Here is a 24,057-nt window from a genome sequence, read left to right as displayed (position 1 = left end):
ACTACAAGGGTAGACGGGGCTGGCGAATTATTCGCCAGCCATTTACTGCTTTACGACAGGTATCACGAATTACATAGCAGCGCGATAAATCGCCATGATTTCTTCATGAGTCGCCTGAATCGGGTTAGTGAAACCGCAGGCATCTTTCAGAGCATTGGTCGCCAGTACGGCAATATCCTCTTCCTTCACGTTCAACTCACGCAGACCGGCCGGGATATTCACTTTCTGCGCCAGTTCGCGGATCGCCGCGATGCAGGCTTCCGCCCCTTGCTCTGCGCTCAAGCCAGCAACATCCACGCCCATTGCCTCAGCGCAATCACGCAGGCGAGCGGCAGCCACTTTGCTATTGAAGACCTGCACATGCGGCAGCAGCACTGCGTTACATACACCGTGCGGCAGATCGTAGAAGCCGCCCAACTGGTGCGCCATTGCGTGCACATAACCAAGAGAAGCGTTGTTAAAGGCCATGCCCGCGAGGAACTGCGCGTAAGCCATGGCTTCGCGCGCCTGAGCATTGCTGCCATCTGCAACGGCGACCGGCAGGTTTTCCGCAATCATGGTGACCGCTTTCAACGCGCACGCATCGGTAATCGGCGTTGCAGCAATAGAAACGTAGGCTTCAATGGCGTGGGTCAGCGCATCCATACCGGTTGCCGCTGTCAGGGACTTCGGCATGCCGACCATCAGCGAGGAGTCATTAACGGACAGCAGCGGCGTAACGTGCTTATCCACAATCGCCATTTTAATGTGACGTACTTCATCGGTAATGATGCAGAAACGGGTCATCTCAGATGCCGTGCCCGCGGTGGTGTTAATGGCGATCATCGGCAGTTGTGGTTTTGCAGAACGGTCCACACCTTCGTAATCGCGAATATCGCCGCCGTTAGCCGCCACCAGCGCAATGCCCTTCGCACAATCGTGCGGAGAACCGCCGCCGAGGGAAATAACGCTATCACATTCGTTTTCTTTCAGTATATGCAGGCCAGCAGCGACGTTACTGGTCGTGGGATTAGGATGCGTACCGTCGAAAATGACGCTGAAAATATCACGTTCCTGTAATGCTTTTTGAATCTCGCCAGCCATACCTAATTTTGTCAGCATGGCATCCGTGACAATCAGCGTACGACGAAAACCATATTCCGCCATTGTATTCATTGCGTCTTTTAATGAATCAGCGCCGATTACATTCACGGAAGGAATAAAAAATGTTGAAGCAGCCATTGTACGATCCTTAATTACTCTAAAGAGTCAGGAAGCATACGAGTGAAATATCCAACAAAATATGATCGTGGTTGTTATTTTAATAACACCCACAATTAAAAAGCACATTAGGTTCATAATCTAATGTGCTTATTTCAATCAATATTTATTTTGTATTAATTCATTTAATTCCTGAATTAATTGTTTCATTACTTTTCGGGAAACAACAAAGCATCGCGTAATAAATGATCATTTCCCCGGCGACGCGTAAAACCAATGCGGTCAAAATATTCCAGAATCTGGATAGCCAATTTTGGTGATGCTGCCAACTTACTGATTTAGTGTATGATGGTGTTTTTGAGGTGCTCCAGTGGCTTCTGTTTCTATCAGCTGTCCCTCCTGTTCAGCTACTGACGGGGTGGTGCGTAACGGCAAAAGCACCGCCGGACATCAGCGCTATCTCTGCTCTCACTGCCGTAAAACATGGCAACTGCAGTTCACTTACACCGCTTCTCAACCCGGTACGCACCAGAAAATCATTGATATGGCCATGAATGGCGTTGGATGCCGGGCAACCGCCCGCATTATGGGCGTTGGCCTCAACACGATTTTCCGCCATTTAAAAAACTCAGGCCGCAGTCGGTAACCTCGCGCATACAGCCGGGCAGTGACGTCATCGTCTGCGCGGAAATGGACGAACAGTGGGGATACGTCGGGGCTAAATCGCGCCAGCGCTGGCTGTTTTACGCGTATGACAGGCTCCGGAAGACGGTTGTGGCGCACGTATTCGGTGAACGCACTCTGGCCACACTGGAGCGTCTTCTGAGCCTGCTGTCGGCCTTTGAGGTCGTGGTATGGATGACGGATGGCTGGCCGCTGTATGAATCCCGCCTGAAGGGAAAGCTGCACGTTATCAGCAAGCGTTACACTCAGCGCATTGAGCGGCATAACCTGAATCTGAGGCAGCACCTGGCAAGGCTGGGACGGAAGTCGCTGTCGTTCTCAAAATCGGTGGAGCTGCATGACAAAGTCATCGGGCATTATCTGAACATAAAACACTATCAATAAGTTGGAGTCATTACCGCCAATTTTCGTCCAACGTTAAGCCTGTCGCGGAAATCGGCAGCACAGGTCGATCCTTTCTCCTGATCCAGTTCGCGGATCATATTGGCAAAGGCCACAATCCGATCGTTACGGTAATAGCGATCTTTGACGATCGCGGTGATGATGCCCTGCTGCGCTGCTTGTCGTAACGCCACACGCATCATCTGCTCATCTGTGCCCGTCTGTTTTGCCAAATCGCGCACCCACCACGGCTCATCGACAAAAAGCGGTTCTGCTTTTTGCCAGATAGCCTGCTGCTCTTCGCTGAAACCGGCCTTATGATCCGGCAAATGCAGCCAGCCATGATGGCTATGGATGGCGCCGCTCTCACGCATCTTTTCAATCAGCAGCAGGACCAGCGCTTCATCTTCCATCGGCAAAGCCATACGGCGCAGGCGTTCTCGCCCAGGTCCTGGTTCATCACGGTGCTGCTCGTGGTACGTTGCCAGCGTATCAAGGACTTTCCGCTGCCAGCGCGCTGCAACGGCAGCATTCAACAGACTGTATCCCGCCTGAATAAAGCCATGCAGCTCAATCAACGGACGCATACCGTTGCCGTTGAGCTGACGCGCCCAGGCGAAGTCAGGAATATTCACCGCCCCGCGCGTCAGATGCAGCGCCAGAGCTTCGCCGTCACTCTGTACCTTCTCCAGCGCTGCCAGCCATTGCAAATATTCCGGCTTACGCTTCCCGCGACGCGGCGGATTGAGCGTTACCACACGCGCGCCAGCCAGCGTCGTGCGGGCCGAAATATCGCGTAGCACCAGACGGTCGTTATCGGCGAGCCAGAGCGGTGTATCAAACACCAGTTCCGCCAGCGTCCCTTCAAGCAGGGAGATTCTGCCGGTGACGTGGCTGGCCGCGTGGTGAATATGCAGCGGTTGCCACTGCATCAGCGGCGCGGCATGCTCTAAAGAGACAATCACGCGGGTAAACGCCTCTGGCGGTGCATCGGAGAGCAGCCAGTCGCCGCGGTTAAGCTCTTCTTTTTGTGCATCACCAGCAATATTCAGCGCAATACGTTGCCCCGCCTGCGCGCGATCGGTGGCCTGATTTTGCGCATGCAAGCTACGTACGCGCATCGGTTTGTTGACGCCCGTGAGCCACAGCGTGTCACCAACAGTCACCTCACCGCTAAGCGCCGTCCCGGTCACCACCAGACCCGCGCCTTTGACCGTAAAGGCACGGTCAATCGCCAGGCGAAAGCTGCAATCGCGGGCATGCTCGCGCGACGTTAATTGCTGTAAATGATCGCGCAGTTCTTCGATTCCACGACCTTCACTGGCAGCCGTCACGAACAGAACCGCATCGGCGAATCCATAGTTCTCAAGCGCAGTATGCACCTCAGTACGTACCGCGTTGATGCGATCGTCATCCACGCGATCGGCTTTCGTGAGCGCCACGGTGATCTGCGGGTTGCCCGTCAGTTGCAGAATTTGCAAATGCTCACGCGTTTGCGCCATCACGCCGTCATCACACGCCACCACCAGCAGCGCATGGTCGATCCCGCCGACACCCGCCAGCATGTTGGACAAAAACTTTTCGTGTCCGGGAACATCGATAAATCCCAGAATCCTTCCGTCCGGCTGCGGCCAGTAGGCATAACCGAGATCGATGGTCATGCCGCGCTTTTTTTCTTCCGGCAAACGGTCGGCATTCACGCCGGTAATCGCCTGTAATAACGTTGTTTTTCCGTGGTCAACGTGTCCGGCGGTTGCAATAATCATTTTAGCATCATCTCCATAAACCGGGTCTCGTCCTCAAGGCAGCGCAGATCCAGCCATAAGCGACCATCATAAATTCGCCCAATGATCGGCACGGGCAGCGCACGCCAACGGGCGGCCAGTGCTTCGAGGCGACTACCGCGCCCGTCATGTGGCGTAAAGGTTAATGCCGCGCTGGGCAGCCTATCAACAGGTAGCGAACCGCTGCCTATCTGCGATAAACAAGGCATAACGTTCAGGGCGAATTCGTCGCCGTAATGATCAGCAAGCCGTGCCTGTAATTGTTGTGCCTGCGCGTGGACAGCCTCCTGCGAGCGGGTGAGCTGGCGTAACGTCGGCAACTTCGCTGCCAGCGCTTCCGGGTGCAGGTAGAGCCGCAGCGTCGCTTCCAGCGCAGCCAGCGTCATTTTATCAGCCCGTAATGCACGTTTCAGCGGATGGCTCTGTAAGCGCGCGATCATCTCTTTTTTACCGACAATAATCCCTGCCTGCGGCCCTCCCAGTAATTTATCGCCAGAGAAGCTCACCAGGCTAACGCCAGCGGCAATCAGCTGTTGCGGCATCGGCTCCTGCGGTAATCCATACTGGCTGAGATCGACCAGCGAGCCGCTGCCGAGATCCGCCACTACCGGAACATCCAGCTCCTTGCCAATAGTGGCCAGCTCTGCCTCATCCACCGACTTCGTAAAGCCTTCGATGCTGTAATTACTGGTATGTACTTTCATCAGCAGACCGGTGTTTTCATTTACCGCCTGACGATAATCTTTCGTGTGGGTCCGGTTGGTGGTACCCACTTCGCGCAGAATACATCCGGCCTGACACATCACGTCCGGAATACGAAATGCGCCGCCAATTTCTACCAGTTCTCCGCGTGAAACGACCACCTCTTTGCCGTTAGCCGTGGCCGCCAGCATCAGCAAAACCGCTGCCGCATTGTTATTGACGATACAGGCGTCTTCCGCCCCCGTCAGACGGCAGAGTAAATCCGCCAGGGCCCGATCCCGATGTCCACGCCCGGCATCATCCAGGCTGTATTCCAGCGTCACCGGCGTGCGCATCGCCTGCACCACCGCCTCGATCGCTTCTTCGGCCTGCGATGCGCGACCAAGATTGGTATGCAGCACCGTTCCGGTCAGGTTAATCACCGGACGCAGCGCACTTTGCGATTCTCGTTCCAGCCGGGCGCAGGCCTCTTGCGCCCAGTCCTCACACCATGCCGGGAGCGCGTGCGTGTCGCGAATAGCTTCTCTGGCTTCGTCGAGCATGTGACGCAGCAGGTCAACCACCCGGGTATGACCGTGAGACTCACGTAAAGCTGGGAAGGCGCTATCGCGCAATAAACGATCGATCGCAGGAAGCTGGCTGTAGAGTGAACGCATGTCGGTTGTCATGAAAGGGCCTGGCTGTTGGTGGCCCTCTCCACCGTGGAGAGGGATATCGATATAGGAAGGATTGTACCGTGACTTTGCTTAGGCGAGTATAATGTGTATCAAGCCTTTGGCGGTTCCGTACGGGCAAAACTTTCGCGTTGAAAGAGCGTTTCCACCAGTTTGACCAGACGCGGGCGATCAACACACCAGCCTGGCGCAACCCGACGGAAATTGAGATAACCGACGGCACAGGCAATCGCAATGGTTGCCAGGTTAACCGTATCCGTTTTCAGCGTACCCTCCGCCAGATAACCTTCCAGCATATCCAGACTACGGGTAATCTTCTCTCGCTGGCGTAACAGTTCGGTTTCTGACTGCTGCGCGGCGGGGCGAGCCTGTTCGCGTACCGAGACTAAACCGGCATCCATAATGCCATCGGCCAGCGCTTCCAACTGGCGTACCTTCAGCGCCGCCAGTGGTTCACGCGGCAGCATCGCTGGCGCAATATCCAGCAGTTCTATGTATTCCGCGATGATCGGAGAGTCAAACCAGTACTCGCCCTCATCGGTAACCAACGCGGGCACTTTTCCTAACGGGTTATAGCGTGCCACGCCGCTATCTGCGTTATAGGGGAGTTCATTCACAAATTCGAAAGTGATGCCCTTTTCCAGTAACAGAATAGAAATTTTACGCACAAAAGGGCTGGTATAGCTGCCAATGAGTTTCATGCCGGGTCCTTTTTGCCAACAAAAATATCAGTATGGCTCAGGTCAGTGCAAATGGCAGGTGATGACGGTCTCAATGATCCAAATAAAGGTAATGCATCCAACTGGTCATGCGCAGCAGCACTTTTCGCATCACTGAAACGTGAGCGAAATGGTCGGAATAGACCGCCACCTGGGCATAGATACCGTCCGGCAGCGCATCCACATCGGCATTGGGAGCCAGCTCAATCGTGGCCAGCACGCCATCGGTACCCGGCACCACCGTTAAGGACTGTAATGCTCCCTGCGCCTGATAAGAACCGCCCGGAACAACCGGCAGAATGCTGGTAAGCTTGCCGGAGAATACCTGGCCTGGCAGCGCGTTGAAGACCACTTCCGCTTCATCACCCGGTTTAAGGCGCAGCAACGAATTCTGGCGGAATTGCGCCACGATTTGCCGTTTTTGTTCCGGAATAAATACCATCACCGGGCGCAGAGGCAGCGCGGCGGCATAGGTCCCGGGCCGGATAAGCACCTGTGTTACATAACCGTTGCTGGGCGCACGTACGATAGTCTGCTCAAGATTGTATTTGGCTTCAGCGAGCTGGGCGCGCAGAGACGCAACCTGAGATTGCTCTCCATTGACCATACTGTCTAACTGGCTCTGAATCTGCGTCTGTTCAGCAACGGAGCCTTTGACCAGCGCATCCTGCGCCAGATAGTTTTGCCGGGCATTGTCGATGTCGCTTTCAGAGAATGGATTAACCTTCGCCTGACTACCCTTCAAATAGCGTTGATAATCTTTATACAGGCGATCTCGTTCAGCGGAAACGCGGGTGGTATTGGCTACGGCTTCAGACAGCTGCGCTTTCATATTGTCGATGTTGTGCGTAGCGGTCACCAGGTCGGCCTGCAGCCTGTCGACCCGCGCCTGATAACGAACGGGATCGAGTTTAAATAACACCTCGCCTTTTTTAATCAGCTGATTATTTTTATCTGTCACCTCACTAACAATTCCGGTGACCTGTGGGGTAACAGGAATTGAAATAACCGCCTTTTGCGCCGTAAAGGTATACGGGTGGTTATAGTTCATTAATAAAATGAGTCCCGCCACAATAAACACCCCACCTAATGCGGCGGTAGCAAGCGTCCATTGATTTACCGGAATACGGAATATTTTAAAAATGGCCCAGGCGAATGCCACATAGGTCAGGACAATCAACAAGTCCATGATCAAATCTCCGGAAAGGTGGAGTTATCGTTTTTTTTCTCCCCATCCAGTCTATTTTCCAACTGGGTGATGCGCGCGGCCAGCGCGGCAATTTCAGGGTCAGGTTCCTTCCCGGACGGCGTGATGTGTGACTGCATTCCCCAGCCTCGTTCTGGCTGATAGAGCGTGGCCCAGATCCACAGGAAGGGCCAAATAACATGCAGCGTAAATAAGCTCACCCAACCCGCCGTATGGATGGCATCTGCATGGGGATGGTTGCGCTTCTTAGCCATGTTATAGGGAATATCATGGATGGCGATGATTCCGTAAAACAGAACCAGAAAAACGAAGATCAGCACACCTAACGCGAAATAGTTTAGAAACATACCCGCCTCGTATTCACGCTAATCAGAGCTTTCAATTGCAGGCAGCCGAAAGGAGTCATGGCTGGTAATTTGAACATAATTGCAGTTAGCCATTTCCGCCATACCACCAAGGTATATATTTTCAGGTTGATGGCTTGCGGGGTAGTTGCAAGAAATAGGTGATGAAACAGAATCCGCGCCAGATCACACCAGGAGAAATCCAGACAAATATTTATTGCGAAGTAGATCACAAATACCCAACAAACAGCCAAAGCAAAAACGTGAACAACTTCACACTTAACGCCCATTTTTAGCCAATTCTTGACCTGTGATGTTTTTTTGTACCGATATTTTGTGATGAAAATCACATTAACTAACGCCATACACCCTATATTTACGTGACAAACGTCACATAAAAAGCCATCGACTGGACAGTTGAACGATTCAGTGCCAGATTTCGCAGTATCTACAGGGTCCGGCTACCTCCTGCCGCTACATTAACAAACCTCGGGCTTTTAGCCTGCGCGACAGCAAACATAAGAAGGGGTGTTTTTATGTCATCCGATATTAAGATCAAAGTGCAAAGCTTTGGTCGATTCCTCAGTAACATGGTGATGCCAAATATCGGCGCGTTTATCGCGTGGGGTATTATCACCGCATTATTCATTCCGACAGGGTGGTTGCCGAACGAAACGCTGGCGAAGCTTGTCGGCCCAATGATCACCTATCTGCTGCCGCTTCTGATCGGTTATACCGGTGGTAAGCTGGTTGGCGGCGAGCGTGGCGGCGTGGTGGGTGCTATCACCACCATGGGCGTTATCGTCGGTGCCGATATGCCAATGTTCCTCGGCGCGATGATCGCAGGTCCGCTGGGCGGCTGGGCTATCAAACATTTCGACAACTGGGTAGACGGTAAGATCAAGTCCGGTTTTGAGATGCTGGTGAATAACTTCTCCGCAGGCATCATCGGGATGATCCTCGCCATTCTGGCATTCCTTGGCATTGGCCCATTGGTTGAAGCACTGTCCAAAATCCTGGCGGCAGGCGTTAACTTCATGGTTGTCCATGACATGCTGCCGCTGGCGTCTATCTTCGTTGAACCGGCGAAAATCCTGTTCCTCAACAACGCCATCAACCACGGTATTTTCTCACCGCTGGGTATTCAGCAGTCCCATGAGATGGGCAAATCCATCTTCTTCCTGATTGAAGCTAACCCGGGTCCGGGTATGGGCGTTCTGCTGGCATACATGTTCTTCGGTCGCGGCAGCGCTAAGCAGTCTGCAGGCGGCGCGGCTATCATCCACTTCCTGGGTGGTATCCACGAAATTTACTTCCCGTACGTGTTGATGAACCCGCGTCTGATCCTGGCCGTTATCCTCGGCGGTATGACTGGCGTATTTACCCTGACTATCCTGAACGGCGGCCTGGTTTCTCCGGCTTCTCCGGGTTCTATCCTGGCCGTGCTGGCAATGACGCCGAAGGGTGCTTACTTCGCGAACATCGCTGCTATTTGTGCCGCAATGGCTGTCTCCTTTGTCGTCTCAGCCATTCTGCTGAAAACCAGCAAAGTGAAAGAAGATGATGACATTGATGCCGCAACTCGTCGTATGCACGACATGAAAGCGGAATCCAAAGGTGCATCTCCGCTGGCGGCTGGCGACGTGACTAACGACCTGAGCCATGTGCGTAAAATCATCGTTGCCTGCGATGCGGGTATGGGCTCCAGCGCCATGGGGGCGGGCGTACTGCGCAAGAAAGTGCAGGATGCCGGTCTGTCTCAGATTTCCGTCACCAACAGCGCGATTAACAATCTGCCGCCGGATGTCGATCTGGTCATTACTCACCGTGACCTGACCGAACGTGCGATGCGCCAGGTGCCTCAGGCGCAACACATTTCGCTGACCAACTTCCTCGACAGCGGCCTGTACGCCAGCCTGACCGAACGTCTGGTTGCTGCACAGCGCCACAACGTGAACGAAGAGAAAGTCCGCGATCACCTGAAAGACAGCTTTGAAGAGGGTGATACCCACCTGTTCAAACTGGGTGCGGAGAATATCTTCCTCGGCCGTAAAGCCACTAACAAAGAAGAAGCGATTCGCTTTGCCGGTGAGCAACTGGTGAAAGGCGGCTACGTTGAGCCAGAATACGTCGAGGCGATGCTGGACCGCGAAAAACTGACCCCGACTTACCTCGGTGAGTCCATCGCAGTGCCGCACGGTACGGTTGAAGCCAAAGACCGCGTGCTGAAAACCGGCGTGGTGTTCTGCCAGTACCCAGAAGGCGTGCGCTTCGGTGAAGAAGAAGACGACATTGCCCGCCTGGTCATTGGTATCGCCGCACGTAACAATGAACATATCCAGGTGATCACCAGCCTGACCAACGCTCTGGATGACGAATCCGTAATCGAACGTCTGGCCCATACCACCAGCGTGGATGAAGTTCTGGAACTGCTGGCTGGTAAAAAAGCTTAACCATTAAGTATCTCCAAAATAGTTCGAGCTGCAGAAAGGCGGCAACGCAGCGAATCCCCAGGAGCGTACATAAGTACGTGACTGGGGTGAGCGAGGAGAGCCAACGCATCTGCAGTTCGAAATATGAAGGCGATATCCTCTCCCTTGTGGAGAGGGTTAGGTTGAGGGAAACGCCTCACCCCAGCCCTCTTGGGTAAAAACATTAATGAAGGTTAATACTATGAAAGCATTACATTTTGGCGCAGGTAATATCGGTCGTGGCTTTATCGGCAAACTGCTGGCGGACGCGGGGATACAACTGACGTTCGCGGATGTAAACCAGGTCGTGCTCGATGCCCTGAATGCCCGTCATAGCTATCAGGTTCATGTGGTGGGTGAAAACGAGCAGGTTGATACCGTTTCCGGCGTCAACGCCGTGAGCAGCATCGGCGATGATGTTGTCGATCTGATTGCCCAGGTAGATTTAGTCACTACCGCCGTCGGCCCGGTCGTGCTTGAGCGTATCGCTCCGGCCATCGCCAAAGGGCTGGTTAAACGCAAGGCGCAGGGCATCGCCACTCCGCTGAATATTATCGCCTGTGAAAACATGGTGCGCGGAACCACCCAGTTGAAAGGCCACGTTATGAACGCGCTGGCAGATGAAGACAAATCTTGGGTTGAAGAACATGTTGGCTTCGTCGATTCCGCCGTGGACCGCATTGTTCCCCCTTCGGCTTCTGCGACCAACGATCCGCTGGAAGTCACCGTCGAAACCTTCAGTGAGTGGATTGTCGACAAAACACAGTTCAAAGGCGAACTGCCTAACATCCCGGGAATGGAATTAACTGATAACCTGATGGCATTTGTCGAACGTAAACTCTTCACGCTGAACACCGGGCATGCTATAACCGCGTACCTCGGAAAATTGACCGGTCATCAGACCATCCGTGACGCGATTCTCGACGAGAAAATCCGTGCAGTGGTAAAAGGTGCGATGGAAGAGAGCGGCGCGGTACTGATCAAACGCTATGGCTTTGATGCAGCAAAACATGCGGCATACATTCAGAAAATCCTCGGTCGCTTTGAAAACCCGTATCTGAAAGATGACGTTGAGCGCGTGGGTCGTCAGCCGCTGCGTAAACTGAGCGCGGGCGACCGTCTGATTAAACCGCTGCTGGGCACGCTGGAGTATGGCCTGCCGCACGCGAATCTGGTCACCGGTATTGCTGCAGCGATGCACTATCGCAGTGAAGAAGATCCGCAGGCCCAGGAACTGGCCGCGCTGATTGACGAAAAAGGTCCACAGGCCGCGCTGGCACAGGTTTCCGGTCTGGATGCCAACAGTGATGTGGTGGCGGAGGCGGTTAACGCATATAACGCAACCAAATGATAGAGAATGTGGCGCAGGTCAGCCTGCGCCCAAATGACAGATTGTCAGATATGCAGGCAATAATGGAACAAACGCAGGCCTTTGAAAATCGTGTGCTTGAGCGTCTGAATGCTGGCAAAACCGTACGCAGCTTCCTCATCACCGCCGTAGAACTGCTCACCGAAGCGGTGGATATCCTTGTGCTTCAGGTATTTCGCAAAGACGACTATGCGGTAAAATATGCCGTAGAACCCCTGCTCGACGGCGACGGTCCGCTGGGCGATCTTTCCGTTCGTCTGAAGCTAATTTACGGTCTGGGCGTACTCAGCCGGCCGGAGTATGAAGATGCGGAGCTTCTGATGGCGCTGCGGGAAGAGTTAAACCATGACGGTAATGAATACGCGTTCACCGACGACGAAATTCTTGGCCCGTTTGGCGAACTCCACTGCGTGACGGCACTCCCGCCGCCACCGCAGTTTGATACCTCAGACTCAGGTTTGCACGCAATGCAGATTCAGCGCTACCAGCAGATGGTACGCTCCACGATGGTACTTTCCCTGACCGAGCTGATTTCTAAAATCAGCTTAAAAAAAGCCTTTCAAAAATAAGACCCTGCAGGCTTACTTCTCTTCCTGCTGCGGTCGATACAGCTGCCGATAATACGCCAGACGTTGCAGATACAGCTGCGCATTCTCCTGCGGTATTTCAGTAGGGACAACGTTGCGCGGTGGTGTTTTATTCAGATATTCGCGAAAAGCCTGGCTTGAAGCCATAAAATCGACCGTCTTATCAATAAGGGCCGAAACGTTCTCACCTATTTTCGCCATAATCTTCCCTCCTCCATGTATTAACCGCGCTCAGCCTGCGCGGTTGCTCATTTAAGTTTAGGATCGGTTGGGCGATTATATTGAGGAAAACGTGCTTCACTATGAACCCGTCAATAAAAAGCACCACGGCCGACCTTATCACTTAAAATTCCTTATTAATCAAAATAGTAGTATTTTCATTAGCTGAATAATACTTGCAACATTTGATTATTTATCTTCGATTAGTTGTGAATAATCCCGCTCTGCGCGCATACTATAGGATATTCATCCTATTTTTATCAGAAGCTATCCTATGAAAGAAGTCGAAAAAAACGAAATTAAACGCCTGAGCGATCGTCTGGACGCTATCCGCCACCAGCAGGCAGACCTGTCCCTGGTTGAAGCCGCCGACAAATATGCCGAGCTGGAGCAAGAGAAAGAAACGCTGGAAACCGAGATTGCGCGTCTGCGTGACGTCCACGGCCAGAAGCTGAGCAAAGAAGCGCAAAAGCTGGCGAAACTTCCTTTCCGTCGTGCTATCACCAAAAAAGAACAGGCCGACATGGGCAAGCTGAAGAAGAGCGTGCGCGGCCTGATCGTCGTTCACCCGATGACCGAGCTTGGCCGTGAAATGGGCCTGAAAGAGATGACGGGCTTCGCGAAGAGCGAGTTCTGATCTCCCACCGGGCAACATTCTCTTGCCCGGTCCTTCCCTTCCCCTCGCAATTGGCCCTACCAATTTCAGCCAGATCCTACCAGCACCTCACATTTCATTAAAATGTGCGTACAATACCGTTGCCAATAAATAACATTTGATTAACCATTCATTGTCATTACCCCTACACAACAATATTGGCAGGGCCACTTTTACACATAATGTGACCAGGAGATGAGCACAGACTCATTCCATTATGTCGGCGGCCCCCAGGAGACCTGCAATGAATCTCTGGCAACAGAACTACGACCCGGCCGGTAACATCTGGCTTTCCAGTCTGATCGCATCGCTCCCTATCCTGTTCTTTTTCTTCGCCCTGATTAAGCTCAAGCTGAAAGGCTATGTTGCGGCGTCATGGACGGTGGTGATCGCTCTGACGGTCGCCCTGCTGTTTTACAAAATGCCGGTCGATCACGCTCTGGCTTCCGTGGTGTACGGCTTCTTCTATGGTCTGTGGCCAATTGCCTGGATCATTATCGCCGCGGTATTCGTCTATAAAATCTCGGTGAAAACCGGGCAGTTCGACATCATCCGCTCCTCAATACTCTCGATTACCCCGGACCAACGTCTGCAAATGCTGATTGTCGGTTTCTCCTTTGGGGCATTCCTCGAAGGGGCGGCAGGATTTGGCGCTCCGGTAGCGATTACCGCCGCACTGCTGGTTGGTCTGGGCTTTAATCCTCTGTACGCGGCAGGTTTGTGCCTGATCGTAAACACCGCTCCGGTCGCTTTTGGCGCAATGGGCATTCCGATTCTGGTTGCCGGTCAGGTTACCGGGCTGGATAGCTTCGAGATTGGTCAGATGGTGGGCCGTCAGTTACCGTTCCTGACCATTATCGTGTTGTTCTGGATTATGGCGATTATGGATGGCTGGCGCGGCGTAAAAGAGACCTGGCCTGCGGTGATGGTCGCTGGCGGCTCGTTTGCTATCGCGCAGTACCTCAGCTCTAACTTTATCGGGCCAGAACTGCCGGACATTATCTCGTCTCTGGTTTCGCTGGTCTGCCTGACGCTGTTCCTGAAACGCTGGCAGCCGGTACGCATCTTCCGCTTTGGCGATATGGGCGCTTCACAGGTCGATCAGACGCTGGCTCGCACCCACTATACCGCTGGACAGGTGGTCCGCGCCTGGTCTCCGTTCCTGTTCCTGACGGCCACCGTCACGCTGTGGAGCGTACCGCCGTTTAAAGCGCTGTTTGCGCCAGGCGGCGCGATGTACCACTGGGTGGTCAATATTCCGGTTCCGTACCTCGATAAGCTGGTTGCCCGTATGCCGCCGGTCGTACACGAAGCCACAGCCTACGCGGCGGTGTATAAATTTGACTGGTTCTCCGCGACCGGTACCGCGATTTTGTTTGCCGCCCTGCTGTCTATCGTCTGGTTGAAGATGAAGCCGTCCGCAGCGCTGCAGACTTTTGGCAGCACGCTGAAAGATCTGGCATTACCTATTTACTCCATCGGAATGGTGCTGGCATTCGCGTTTATCTCAAACTACTCCGGGCTTTCATCAACCCTGGCGTTGGCCCTGGCACACACCGGCAGCGCGTTTACCTTCTTCTCACCGTTCCTCGGCTGGCTGGGGGTATTTCTGACCGGGTCCGACACCTCATCAAACGCACTGTTTGCCGCCCTGCAGGCTACGGCTGCTCAGCAAATCGGCGTTTCGGATGTGCTGATGGTTGCGGCAAATACCACCGGCGGCGTGACCGGCAAGATGATCTCGCCGCAATCTATCGCTATCGCCTGTGCGGCAGTGGGATTAGTGGGGAAAGAGTCTGACCTGTTCCGCTTTACCGTGAAACACAGCCTGATTTTCACCTGCATGGTGGGTGTGATTACCACGCTGCAGGCCTATGTCTTAACCTGGATGATTCCATGATAGTGATGCCCAGACGCCTGTCAGACGAAGTCGCATCTCGTGTGCGGGCGCTGATTGAAGAACAACAGCTGGAAGCGGGCATGAAGTTGCCCGCTGAGCGCCAACTGGCCGTACAGCTCGGCGTATCGCGTAACTCGCTGCGCGAGGCGTTAGCAAAACTGGTCAGTGAAGGCGTACTGATTAGCCGTCGTGGCGGCGGGACGTTTATCCGCTGGCAGCATGAGGCCTGGTCTGAACAAAACATCGTTCAGCCGCTGAAAACCCTACTGGCGGACGATCCTGATTACAGTTTCGATATTCTGGAGGCCCGCCACGCCATCGAAGCCAGTACCGCCTGGCACGCAGCCATGCGGGCCACCGCCGCGGATAAAGAGAAAATCAGGCTCTGTTTCGAGGCCACGCAAAGCGAAGATCCGGATCTCGCCTCGCAGGCTGACGTTCGCTTTCATCTCGCCATTGCGGAAGCCTCGCACAACGTGGTGCTGTTGCAGACCATGCGCGGTTTCTTCGACGTCCTGCAGTCTTCGGTAAAACAGAGCCGCCAACGTATGTACCTGGTACCGCCGGTATTTTCTCAACTGACGGCGCAGCATCAGGCCGTGCTGGACGCCATTGTTGCCGGGGATGCCGACGGGGCGCGTAAGGCCATGATGGCGCACCTCAGTTTTGTCCACACCACAATTAAACGATTTGATGAAGATCAGGCCCGGCAGGCGCGTATTACTCGCCTGCCCGGTGATCCTGGTGAGAATAGCAGGGAGAACAACACATGATTATTTCAGCAGCCAGCGACTATCGCGCCGCAGCCCAGCGCATCCTGCCCCCCTTCTTGTTTCACTATATTGACGGCGGGGCGTATGCCGAGCACACCTTGCGCCGTAACGTGGCAGACCTGTCAGAGGTGGCGCTGCGCCAGCGCGTACTGAAGAATATGTCTGACCTGAGCCTGGAAACCAAGCTGTTCAACGAAACACTCTCCATGCCGGTAGCCCTCGCGCCTGTCGGCTTATGCGGCATGTACGCACGCCGGGGCGAGGTTCAGGCCGCCGCCGCCGCTGATGCCAAAGGCATTCCGTTTACGCTTTCCACAGTGTCCGTATGTCCGATTGAAGAAGTCGCCCCGACCATCAAGCGTCCGATGTGGTTCCAGCTGTATGTTCTGCGCGATCGCGGTTTTATGCGTAACGCACTGGAGCGCGCCAAAGCGGCGGGTTGCTCCACGCTGGTCTTTACCGTCGATATGCCAACGCCTGGCGCACGCTACCGTGATGCCCATTCCGGTATGAGCGGCCCAAATGCGGCACTGCGTCGCTACTGGCAAGCAGTCACTCATCCACAGTGGGCATGGGACGTTGGTCTGAACGGTCGCCCGCATGATTTAGGCAATATTTCGACTTATCTGGGCAAACCCACCGGCCTTGAAGATTACATCGGCTGGCTGGCGAATAACTTCGATCCGTCGATTTCCTGGAAAGACCTCGAGTGGATCCGTGAATTCTGGGATGGTCCGATGGTGATCAAAGGGATCCTCGACCCTGAAGATGCCCGCGACGCCGTACGCTTTGGTGCGGATGGTATCGTTGTCTCTAACCACGGTGGCCGTCAGTTAGATGGCGTGCTGTCTTCAGCTCGTGCGCTGCCCGCCATTGCCGATGCGGTGAAAGGCGATATTACCATTCTGGCTGATAGCGGGATCCGCAATGGTCTGGACGTTGTACGCATGATAGCGCTGGGCGCGGATAGCGTGCTGCTGGGGCGTGCTTATCTGTACGCGCTGGCGACCCACGGCCAGGCCGGTGTGGCGAATCTGCTGAACCTGATCGAGAAAGAGATGAAGGTGGCGATGACCCTGACCGGTGCGAAGTCGATTAGCGAAATCAGCCGTGATTCGCTGGTACAGGAACTGGGTAAGAGCCTGCCTGCCGCGCTGGCACCTCTGGTCCAGGGTAGCGCAGCGTAATAACATCCCCGTAAACCCCATTTTCTGAATGGTCGGTCTGTTTTCAGCCCGACCATTTTTTATCCAAAAATAACGACTAGTTAACATTTACAACCAATATATTTGACAACTTTTTATCCACCTGCCAAATGTATAGACAAGCTAATACAACAGCATTTTATACATATAACAACCATCATAACGGGCGAGGGTGACATGGCTTATTCCGGAAAAGTGAATATCCAGCAGGCGATAGATGACAGTGCTTTTTCGCGCTTCCACTGGGTCATTATTGTCCTGGGTTTTCTGGTTTTAGCCATTGACGGCTTCGATACGGCGGCGATGGGCTATATTGCCCCCACGCTTTCAGCCGACTGGGGGATCAAGAAACAAGATCTTGGACCGGTGTTAAGCGCCGCGCTATTGGGCCTCTCATTTGGTGCCCTGCTGGCCGGACCGATTTCCGATCGTATGGGTCGTAAGCGCGTCCTGGTCTTTTCCTGTCTGTTCTTTGGCCTCGCCAGTCTGGGAACCGCCTATGCCCAGACGCTGAATATGCTCACGTTTTGGCGCTTTCTCACCGGGCTTGGGCTTGGCGCGGCAATGCCCAATGCCATCACCCTGGTGTCAGAATTCGCCCCGAAACGCTGTCGTTCAATGGCGATTAACACCATGTACTGTGGCTTTCCGTTAGGGGCTGCGGGCGGCGGCGTGATCTCCTCCTGGCTGATCCCCAACTACGGCTGGCACAGTGTTCTGCTTGCTGGTGCGATCGCCCCGCTGGTCCTCACCGCACTGTTGGTGCTGTTCCTGCCAGAGTCGGTTAAGTATCTGGTTCACCGCGGTAAAGGGGTTGCACAGATTAAACGCATTGCTCAACGCTTTATGTCGGGAAGTCTGGAACAGGTTACCCAGTTTTATCTGGATGAAGACCGTATCACGGTCAAAAAAAGCAGCGTGGCACAGTTATTTAGTATGCCCTGGCTGCCGGGTACGCTGATGCTCTGGATGACCTACTTTATGGGGCTGGTTATCTATTACGTGCTGCTGAGCTGGATGCCAACGCTGATGCTGGGAATGGGCTATCCGCTGGCCGAATCCGCCTGGCTGACATCGCTGTTTACCTTTGGCGGTACGGCGGGGATCCTGCTGGCCGGTTGGTTAATGGACCGCTGGGAAGCCCATAAAGTGGTCTCACTCGGCTTTATTCTGACGATGCTGTTTGCCCTCGCTCTTGGGTTTGAACATAACCACATCATCTTGTTCGGCGCACTGATCTTCCTGATGGGGATTACCATGAACGGCGCGCAGTCCGGGCTGCAGACGCTGGCCGCCACATTTTATCCAACCCACTGCCGTGCGACGGGCATTGCCTGGATGCAGGGCGTGGGCCGCTTCGGCGGCGTAGCCGGAACGATGATGAGCGCCCAGTTGCTTTCCCTGCAATGGCAGGCAGACAGTATCTTAATGTTCCTCAGCCTTCCGGCCCTGGTCGCTGCTGCCGCGACAATTTACAAGCTGCAACGCTATAAACCGCACACGCTGACCGTCGCATAGTACCCGCTCTTTCTGCTATTCTGCCCCCCGTTATCAAGGGGGCAGTATGCTTAACATCGTTTTATTCGAACCAGAAATCCCGCCAAATACCGGCAATATTATCCGTCTTTGCGCCAACACCGGCTTTCGTCTGCATATTATAGAGCCAATGGGCTTTACCTGGGACGACAAGCGCCTGCGTCGCGCGGGGCTGGATTACCATGAATTTACCGCCGTGCTGCGCCACCCTGATTACGCCGCCTTCGTCGCCGCAGAACATCCGCAGCGCCTGTTTGCTCTGACCACCAAAGGTACGCCAGCGCATAGTGCGGTATGCTATCAGGACGGGGATTATCTGATGTTTGGTCCGGAAACACGCGGTCTGCCAGCCAGCATCCTTGACGCGCTGCCGGCCGAACAAAAAATTCGTATTCCGATGATGCCAGACAGTCGCAGCATGAACCTGTCAAATGCGGTGTCGGTGGTGGTGTATGAGGCCTGGCGCCAGCTAGGGTATCCGGGCGCGGTACTGCGTAGCTGATGATTGTTGGATGGCGGCTAGCGCCTGATCCGACCTACATTAATTTGATGAAATTCATTTCGAGCGTTATCGGCGCAGACAGATTCAACACGGACTGCGCGCAGTCACCGGAGCGTACACGCAGTCCGTGAGGATGACGAGCACAGCTCAGGTTCAATCTGCCAGGTAAGATAGCTCGGAATCAGATACCATCTCCATACTCAAAAGTATGATGTATCCCGTTGAAATGCTGATCCATATCCATGGACGGCTTATCGCTGTCAGGCTTGCCGACGATGCGTGCCGGAACGCCTGCTGCAGTGGTATGCGGGGGTACCGGCTGTAAAACGACGGAACCTGCGCCAATCTTCGCGCCGCGCCCGACTTCAATGTTACCGAGAATTTTTGCTCCCGCGCCAATCATCACGCCTTCACGAATTTTCGGATGACGGTCACCGCCAGCTTTACCGGTCCCGCCCAGCGTGACGGATTGCAAAATAGAGACGTCGTTTTCAATCACGGCAGTTTCACCGACCACAATACCAGTGGCGTGATCGAGCATAATCCCACGGCCAATTTTTGCCGCCGGGTGAATGTCTACCTGGAAGCTAACGGACACCTGATTTTGCAGGAAGATCGCCAGCGCCTGACGCCCCTGATGCCACAGCCAGTGACCGATACGGTAGGCCTGAAGCGCATGAAAGCCCTTCAGATACAGAAGTGGGGTGGAATATTTATCGACAGCCGGATCACGCGTGCGTACCGCCTGAATATCACAGGCCGCTGAGGCAATCATTTCAGGATCGGCCGCGTAGGCCTCTTCCACGACTTCGCGAATGGCAATGGCGGGCATGATCGGAGAAGCGAGTTTATTCGCCAGCATATAGCTCAGCGCACTGCCGAGGTTTTCATGCTTGAGCAACGTTGCGTGATAAAAACTGGCCAGCATTGGCTCACATTCCGCCAGTGCCCGGGCTTCCGCTTTAATGTTTTTCCAGACGATATCCAGTTCTTCACACGGCATTGCGTACTCCAGAAGGTAGCAAAACGACCGACCCGTTCTTCGCGGGTCGGGTCGTTATATTCAACAGTTCCTTACAGCTAGTGGCGACTCAGCTCGTCCCTGCGTGCACGGCCTAATAACGTCAATGCTGCCTCGCGCGCGTTTTTTCCGCAATACAATACTTGATAAATTTCCTCGGTTATTGGCATCTCAACACCAAAACGGTGCGCCAATTCACGAACTTCTTTCGTATTGCGGTAGCCTTCAACCACCTGACCAATCTTATCCTGCGCCCCCTGCACGTCCATCCCCTGGCCGAGCATCATGCCAAAACGACGGTTACGCGACTGGTTGTCGGTACAGGTCAGCACCAGATCGCCTAAACCCGCCATCCCCATAAAGGTGGCAGGATCGGCACCCAGCGCCGCGCCAAGACGAGACATTTCGGTCAGTCCACGGGTGATCAATGCGGTTCGCGCATTCGCGCCGAAACCGATGCCGTCAGACATCCCCGCGCCAATCGCAATGACGTTTTTCACCGCGCCGCCAAGCTGCACGCCAATGAAATCCGGATTGCTGTAAACGCGGAAGCTCTTGCCGCAGTGCAGCAACTGCTGGAGATCGTCAGCAAAGGTGTCGTCCGTCGAGGCCAGAGAAATCGCCGTCGGCATGCCCGCCGCCAGCTCTTTGGCGAACGTCGGACCGGAGATAACCGCCAGTGGAATAGAATTCCCCAGCGCTTCACGCGCGACGTCCTGCAGCAGGCGTCCCGTTTCCGCTTCCAGACCCTTTGTCGCCCAGACCAGACGCGCGTCAGGACGCATCAGCGGTTTGATGTTGCGCAGCACTTCGCCAAAGACATGGCTCGGCACCACCACCAGAATATTACGACTGGCGGCCAGCGCAGTGGCTAAATCACTTTCCAGGCGCAGCGTTTCGGGAAAAGGCACATCAGGGAGGAACGCGACGTTGCAGCGATCGTGCTCGAGGGTCGCGATATGTTTCGGATCATGGCCCCACAGGACAACCTGATGGCCATTTCTTGCCAGGGTGATGGCAAGAGCGGTGCCGTACGAGCCGGCACCAATCACAGTCATTGAAGCATTACTTTGGTTCATCAGGCATCCTGATGTTCTTCAGTACCTTCGCCAGCCTGCTGCTGTAAATAGTTCATGAACAGCGCATCAAAGTTGACCGGCGCAAGGTTCAGTTGCGGGAATGTACCGCGGGAAACCAGGCTGGTGATGCATTCGCGGGCATACGGGAACAGAATGTTCGGGCAGTATGCACCAAGGCAATGCGCCATCTGAGTCCCTTCAATACCACTGATGGAGAAAATACCGCCCTGCTGAACTTCACACAGGAACGCAGTTTCTTCACCCAGAGAAGCCGTTACGGTGACACGCAGCACTACTTCATACACATCATCTGCCAGTTGGGTAGATGCGGTATCAAGATCCAGTTTAACCTCTGGCTGCCAATCTTTCTGGAAAACATGTGGTGCATTTGGCGCTTCGAAAGACACATCCTTGGTATAAATACGTTGGATCTGGAAAGCCATTTCAGTGTTATTTTGTTCTGACATGTTGAGAAAACCCTTTAGTGTTGTCCTTTAAATACTTCGGTACGCCTTAACGCAGCAGTGGATCCAGTCCACCACGTGCATCCAACGCATACAAGTCGTCACAACCACCAATGTGCTGTGCATCAATAAAAATCTGCGGAACCGTTGTACGGCCACTGCGCTTGATCATCTCTTCACGCTTCACGGCATCGCCGTCAATCGGAAGTTCCTGGAAACTCACACCCTTGCTGTTCAACAGCGCCTTTGCGCGATGGCAAAACGGGCAGGTCGCTTTGGTATAGATCTCAATATTGGCCATGACTTATCTCCAGTGTTCTTTTACCCTGAGGCATGAAAGAAGACGGGTAAATTACTTGCCGCGAACCAGTGGCAGATTCTCGCCACTCCAGCCCGCTACGCCGTCTTTCAGTACAGATACCTGCTCAAAACCGGCTTTAATCAGCGCAGTTGCTGAATCCTGGCACTGCATACCAGAGCCATCAACCACAATAACAGGTTTGTTTTTGTGTTTTTCCAGCTCGCCAAAATTGTTGGCTTTGATTTCGCTCGGCAGCAGGTTAGTGGAGCCCGCGATATGGCCTTTGCGGAAGTCGTCGCGCTGACGTAAATCCACAATCACCGCATCTTCTTTGTTGATAAGACGAGTGGCTTCTCCGCGCGTAATTACCTTCACTTTCGAAGTCAGGCTCTTAAACGTGGTAAATAATACAGCCGCCAGTAACGCAATCCAGGCGATACTCAATACAGGGTGGCGACTAACAAATTGCATAATTTCTTGCATGGGGGGTAACAACTCCCGACTTAGTGATTAAAAAACCAGGAAAGGAGTATACCTGCGCGTTGGCGCAAATACAGCCAGAGCGTGCATTGGATTGCATTTTTGCGGGGCGCTACGGAAAAAAAAACGTAAATCCGCGCCCTCTGCGACACGCTCTGGTCGATTATTTGATCTTCTGGGGCTATTTTATCGATTCAGCTGTAGTAAAATTACGCAATTATTTTTGTCTATTGAGTGTGAGGTTGTCGCAATGTCGGTTTCTAAAAAACCTATGGTACTGGTGATTCTGGATGGCTATGGCTATCGTGAAGACAGCCAGGATAACGCCATCTTTAATGCCAAAACCCCGGTAATGGATGCTCTGTGGGCAAAACGTCCGCATACCCTGATTGATGCCTCTGGCCTGGAAGTCGGCCTGCCCGATCGCCAGATGGGCAACTCCGAAGTGGGTCACGTCAACCTGGGCGCGGGCCGCATCGTGTATCAGGACCTGACCCGTCTGGATGTTGAAATTAAAGAACGGACTTTCTTCGCTAACCCAGTGCTGACCGATGCGGTCGACCAGGCAAAAAATAGCGGCAAAGCGGTTCACATCATGGGCCTGCTCTCTGCTGGCGGCGTTCACAGCCACGAAGATCACATCATGGCGATGGTCGAAATGGCAGCTGAACGCGGTGCTGAGAAAATCTATCTGCACGCTTTCCTTGATGGCCGTGATACCCCGCCGCGCAGCGCTGAACATTCGCTGCAGAAATTCGAAGAGAAATTTGCCGCGCTGGGCAAAGGCCGCGTAGCGTCCATCATTGGTCGTTACTACGCCATGGACCGCGACAACCGTTGGGATCGCGTTGAACAGGCTTATGACCTGATGACGCTGGCAAAAGGCGAGTTCCAGTTCGCTACGGCTGTTGAAGGCCTGCAGGCTGCTTATGCCCGCGACGAAAACGACGAATTCGTGAAAGCGACCGTGATCCGTGCTGAAGGCCAGGCTGAAGCCGCCATGGAAGACGGCGATACGCTGATTTTCATGAACTTCCGTGCTGACCGTGCGCGTGAAATCACCCGTGCGTTTGTTAACGCTGACTTCGACGGCTTCGCCCGTAAGAAAGTCGTTAACCTCAACTTTGTGATGCTGACCGAATACGCAGCCGACATCAAAACGGCTGTTGCTTACCCACCAGCGTCTCTGGCCAACACCCTTGGCGAGTGGATGGCGAAGAATGACAAAACGCAGCTACGTATTTCCGAAACTGAAAAATATGCCCACGTGACCTTCTTCTTTAACGGCGGCGTAGAAGAGCCGTTCAAAGGCGAAGATCGCATCCTGATCAATTCGCCGAAAGTCGCGACCTACGATCTGCAGCCGGAAATGAGCTCTGCTGAGCTGACCGAGAAGCTGGTTGCTGCGATTCAGAGCGGAAAATACGACACCATCATTTGTAACTACCCGAACGGCGACATGGTTGGTCACACCGGGGTGATGGAAGCTGCGGTTAAAGCGGTTGAAGCGCTGGATCACTGCGTTGAGCAGGTGACTAAAGCGGTTGAATCCGTTGGCGGCCAACTGCTGATCACCGCGGACCACGGTAACGCAGAGCAAATGCGCGATCCGTCCACCGGTCAGGCGCATACAGCACACACCAACCTGCCCGTTCCGCTGATTTATGTCGGTGGTAAAAACGTCAAAGCAGTTGAAGGCGGCAAACTTTCTGATATCGCCCCGACGATGCTGACGCTGATGGGTATGGAAATCCCGCAAGAGATGACTGGTAAGCCGCTGTTCATCGTGGAATAATCCCT

22 protein-coding genes and 2 pseudogenes are annotated in these 24,057 nt (G+C 53.9%); 11 read left to right on the top strand and 13 right to left on the bottom strand.

Features of this window, described 5'->3' with window-relative positions:
- Positions 1 to 69 precede the first annotated feature (69 nt).
- Both yiaY and O6D90_RS26290 read right to left on the bottom strand, forming a co-directional pair.
- Positions 70 to 1,221 carry an L-threonine dehydrogenase gene (yiaY, locus tag O6D90_RS00815; RefSeq protein ID WP_016157737.1) on the bottom strand — a complete coding sequence of 384 codons (1,152 nt, stop codon included), beginning with the start codon at positions 1,219 to 1,221 and terminating at the stop codon, positions 70 to 72.
- Between the two features lie 188 nt (positions 1,222 to 1,409).
- Positions 1,410 to 1,520 (bottom strand): annotated as a pseudogene (locus O6D90_RS26290) (SelB C-terminal domain-containing protein); the annotation flags it as partial.
- A 50-nt stretch (positions 1,521 to 1,570) separates the two neighbouring features.
- Between O6D90_RS26290 and O6D90_RS00810 the strand changes: the two are divergent.
- Positions 1,571 to 2,268 (top strand): IS1 family transposase gene (locus O6D90_RS00810; RefSeq protein ID WP_151884388.1). Its coding sequence is split into 2 segments (ribosomal slippage): positions 1,571 to 1,820 and positions 1,820 to 2,268, totalling 699 coding nucleotides; the frame shifts between segments, so codons are not numbered across the junction.
- Here O6D90_RS00810 and selB read toward each other — a convergent pair.
- The 5 genes and pseudogenes from selB to O6D90_RS00785 form a co-directional block, all read right to left on the bottom strand.
- A pseudogene (gene selB, locus O6D90_RS00805) lies at positions 2,265 to 4,031 on the bottom strand (selenocysteine-specific translation elongation factor); the annotation flags it as partial. The gene O6D90_RS00810 and the pseudogene selB overlap by 4 nt on opposite strands.
- Complete coding sequence (gene selA, locus O6D90_RS00800; protein WP_016154951.1) at positions 4,028 to 5,419, bottom strand: L-seryl-tRNA(Sec) selenium transferase; 1,392 nt, start codon at positions 5,417 to 5,419, stop codon at positions 4,028 to 4,030. The pseudogene selB and the gene selA, both read right to left, overlap by 4 nt.
- A gap of 98 nt (positions 5,420 to 5,517) precedes the next feature.
- On the bottom strand, positions 5,518 to 6,126 hold the full coding sequence (locus O6D90_RS00795) for a glutathione S-transferase (protein ID WP_016157739.1): 609 nt from the start codon (positions 6,124 to 6,126) through the stop codon (positions 5,518 to 5,520).
- 70 nt (positions 6,127 to 6,196) lie between these two features.
- Complete coding sequence (locus O6D90_RS00790) at positions 6,197 to 7,333, bottom strand: HlyD family secretion protein (RefSeq protein ID WP_016157740.1); 1,137 nt, start codon at positions 7,331 to 7,333, stop codon at positions 6,197 to 6,199.
- A gap of 2 nt (positions 7,334 to 7,335) precedes the next feature.
- The gene (locus O6D90_RS00785) at positions 7,336 to 7,698 is read right to left on the bottom strand and encodes a DUF3302 domain-containing protein (RefSeq protein WP_016154955.1); all 363 of its coding nucleotides are present in this window, start codon (positions 7,696 to 7,698) and stop codon (positions 7,336 to 7,338) included.
- A 533-nt stretch (positions 7,699 to 8,231) separates the two neighbouring features.
- Between O6D90_RS00785 and mtlA the strand changes: the two genes are divergently transcribed.
- The 3 genes from mtlA (at position 8,232) to mtlR (ending at position 12,104) form a co-directional block, all read left to right on the top strand.
- Positions 8,232 to 10,148: a PTS mannitol transporter subunit IICBA gene (gene mtlA, locus O6D90_RS00780; protein WP_016154956.1), complete on the top strand. Its 1,917-nt coding sequence runs from the start codon at positions 8,232 to 8,234 to the stop codon at positions 10,146 to 10,148.
- 220 nt (positions 10,149 to 10,368) lie between these two features.
- The gene (gene mtlD, locus O6D90_RS00775; protein ID WP_016157741.1) at positions 10,369 to 11,517 is read left to right on the top strand and encodes a mannitol-1-phosphate 5-dehydrogenase; all 1,149 of its coding nucleotides are present in this window, start codon (positions 10,369 to 10,371) and stop codon (positions 11,515 to 11,517) included.
- Entirely contained in the window at positions 11,514 to 12,104 is a 591-nt protein-coding gene (mtlR, locus tag O6D90_RS00770; protein ID WP_016157742.1) for a mannitol operon repressor MtlR, read from the top strand. Before mtlD ends, mtlR begins: the two co-directional genes overlap by 4 nt.
- A gap of 12 nt (positions 12,105 to 12,116) precedes the next feature.
- Here mtlR and O6D90_RS00765 read toward each other — a convergent pair whose 3' ends face one another.
- Positions 12,117 to 12,323 carry a hypothetical protein gene (locus tag O6D90_RS00765; protein WP_016154958.1) on the bottom strand — a complete coding sequence of 69 codons (207 nt, stop codon included), beginning with the start codon at positions 12,321 to 12,323 and terminating at the stop codon, positions 12,117 to 12,119.
- Positions 12,324 to 12,615: 292 nt separating this feature from the next.
- On the opposite strand from O6D90_RS00765, the gene O6D90_RS00760 reads away from it, so the two are divergent.
- From O6D90_RS00760 to trmL, 6 genes are all read left to right on the top strand, one after another.
- Positions 12,616 to 12,978, top strand: coding sequence for a YibL family ribosome-associated protein (locus O6D90_RS00760; RefSeq protein WP_016154959.1), 363 nt, complete (start codon positions 12,616 to 12,618; stop codon positions 12,976 to 12,978).
- Positions 12,979 to 13,240: 262 nt separating this feature from the next.
- The gene (lldP, locus tag O6D90_RS00755; RefSeq protein WP_016154960.1) at positions 13,241 to 14,896 is read left to right on the top strand and encodes an L-lactate permease; all 1,656 of its coding nucleotides are present in this window, start codon (positions 13,241 to 13,243) and stop codon (positions 14,894 to 14,896) included.
- Positions 14,893 to 15,669 (top strand): transcriptional regulator LldR, encoded by a 777-nt coding sequence (lldR, locus tag O6D90_RS00750; RefSeq protein ID WP_003024170.1) that lies wholly within the window; start codon positions 14,893 to 14,895, stop codon positions 15,667 to 15,669. The genes lldP and lldR overlap by 4 nt, the downstream gene beginning before the upstream one ends.
- Positions 15,666 to 16,856, top strand: a complete 1,191-nt coding sequence (lldD, locus tag O6D90_RS00745; protein ID WP_016154962.1) for an FMN-dependent L-lactate dehydrogenase LldD — start codon at positions 15,666 to 15,668, stop codon at positions 16,854 to 16,856. Before lldR ends, lldD begins: the two co-directional genes overlap by 4 nt.
- A 195-nt stretch (positions 16,857 to 17,051) precedes the next feature.
- Positions 17,052 to 18,392: an MFS transporter gene (locus O6D90_RS00740; protein ID WP_016157743.1), complete on the top strand. Its 1,341-nt coding sequence runs from the start codon at positions 17,052 to 17,054 to the stop codon at positions 18,390 to 18,392.
- 46 nt (positions 18,393 to 18,438) lie between these two features.
- Positions 18,439 to 18,912 carry a tRNA (uridine(34)/cytosine(34)/5-carboxymethylaminomethyluridine(34)-2'-O)-methyltransferase TrmL gene (gene trmL, locus O6D90_RS00735; protein WP_016157744.1) on the top strand — a complete coding sequence of 158 codons (474 nt, stop codon included), beginning with the start codon at positions 18,439 to 18,441 and terminating at the stop codon, positions 18,910 to 18,912.
- 181 nt (positions 18,913 to 19,093) lie between these two features.
- Here trmL and cysE read toward each other — a convergent pair whose 3' ends face one another.
- The 5 genes from cysE to O6D90_RS00710 form a co-directional block, all read right to left on the bottom strand.
- A complete protein-coding gene (cysE, locus tag O6D90_RS00730; RefSeq protein ID WP_016154965.1) occupies positions 19,094 to 19,915 on the bottom strand; it encodes a serine O-acetyltransferase in 822 nt (273 codons plus the stop codon).
- Between the two features lie 77 nt (positions 19,916 to 19,992).
- Complete coding sequence (gene gpsA, locus O6D90_RS00725; RefSeq protein ID WP_016154966.1) at positions 19,993 to 21,012, bottom strand: NAD(P)H-dependent glycerol-3-phosphate dehydrogenase; 1,020 nt, start codon at positions 21,010 to 21,012, stop codon at positions 19,993 to 19,995.
- Positions 21,012 to 21,479 carry a protein-export chaperone SecB gene (gene secB, locus O6D90_RS00720; RefSeq protein WP_003024155.1) on the bottom strand — a complete coding sequence of 156 codons (468 nt, stop codon included), beginning with the start codon at positions 21,477 to 21,479 and terminating at the stop codon, positions 21,012 to 21,014. The genes gpsA and secB overlap by 1 nt, the downstream gene beginning before the upstream one ends.
- Positions 21,480 to 21,525: 46 nt before the next feature.
- Complete coding sequence (grxC, locus tag O6D90_RS00715; protein WP_003024152.1) at positions 21,526 to 21,777, bottom strand: glutaredoxin 3; 252 nt, start codon at positions 21,775 to 21,777, stop codon at positions 21,526 to 21,528.
- A 51-nt stretch (positions 21,778 to 21,828) separates the two neighbouring features.
- Positions 21,829 to 22,260 (bottom strand): rhodanese-like domain-containing protein, encoded by a 432-nt coding sequence (locus O6D90_RS00710; RefSeq protein ID WP_005120473.1) that lies wholly within the window; start codon positions 22,258 to 22,260, stop codon positions 21,829 to 21,831.
- 247 nt (positions 22,261 to 22,507) lie between these two features.
- Here O6D90_RS00710 and gpmM point away from each other — a divergent pair, with 247 nt between their 5' ends.
- Positions 22,508 to 24,052: a 2,3-bisphosphoglycerate-independent phosphoglycerate mutase gene (gpmM, locus tag O6D90_RS00705; protein WP_016154967.1), complete on the top strand. Its 1,545-nt coding sequence runs from the start codon at positions 22,508 to 22,510 to the stop codon at positions 24,050 to 24,052.
- The last annotated feature ends 5 nt before the right edge of the window (positions 24,053 to 24,057 follow it).

Source organism: Citrobacter sp. 21OH12SH02A-Citro (assembly GCF_027919895.1).
Classification (GTDB): Bacteria; Pseudomonadota; Gammaproteobacteria; order Enterobacterales; family Enterobacteriaceae; genus Citrobacter; species Citrobacter braakii.
Note: the sequence above shows the minus strand (reverse complement) of the source record. Positions and strands in the feature narration are given on the sequence as shown.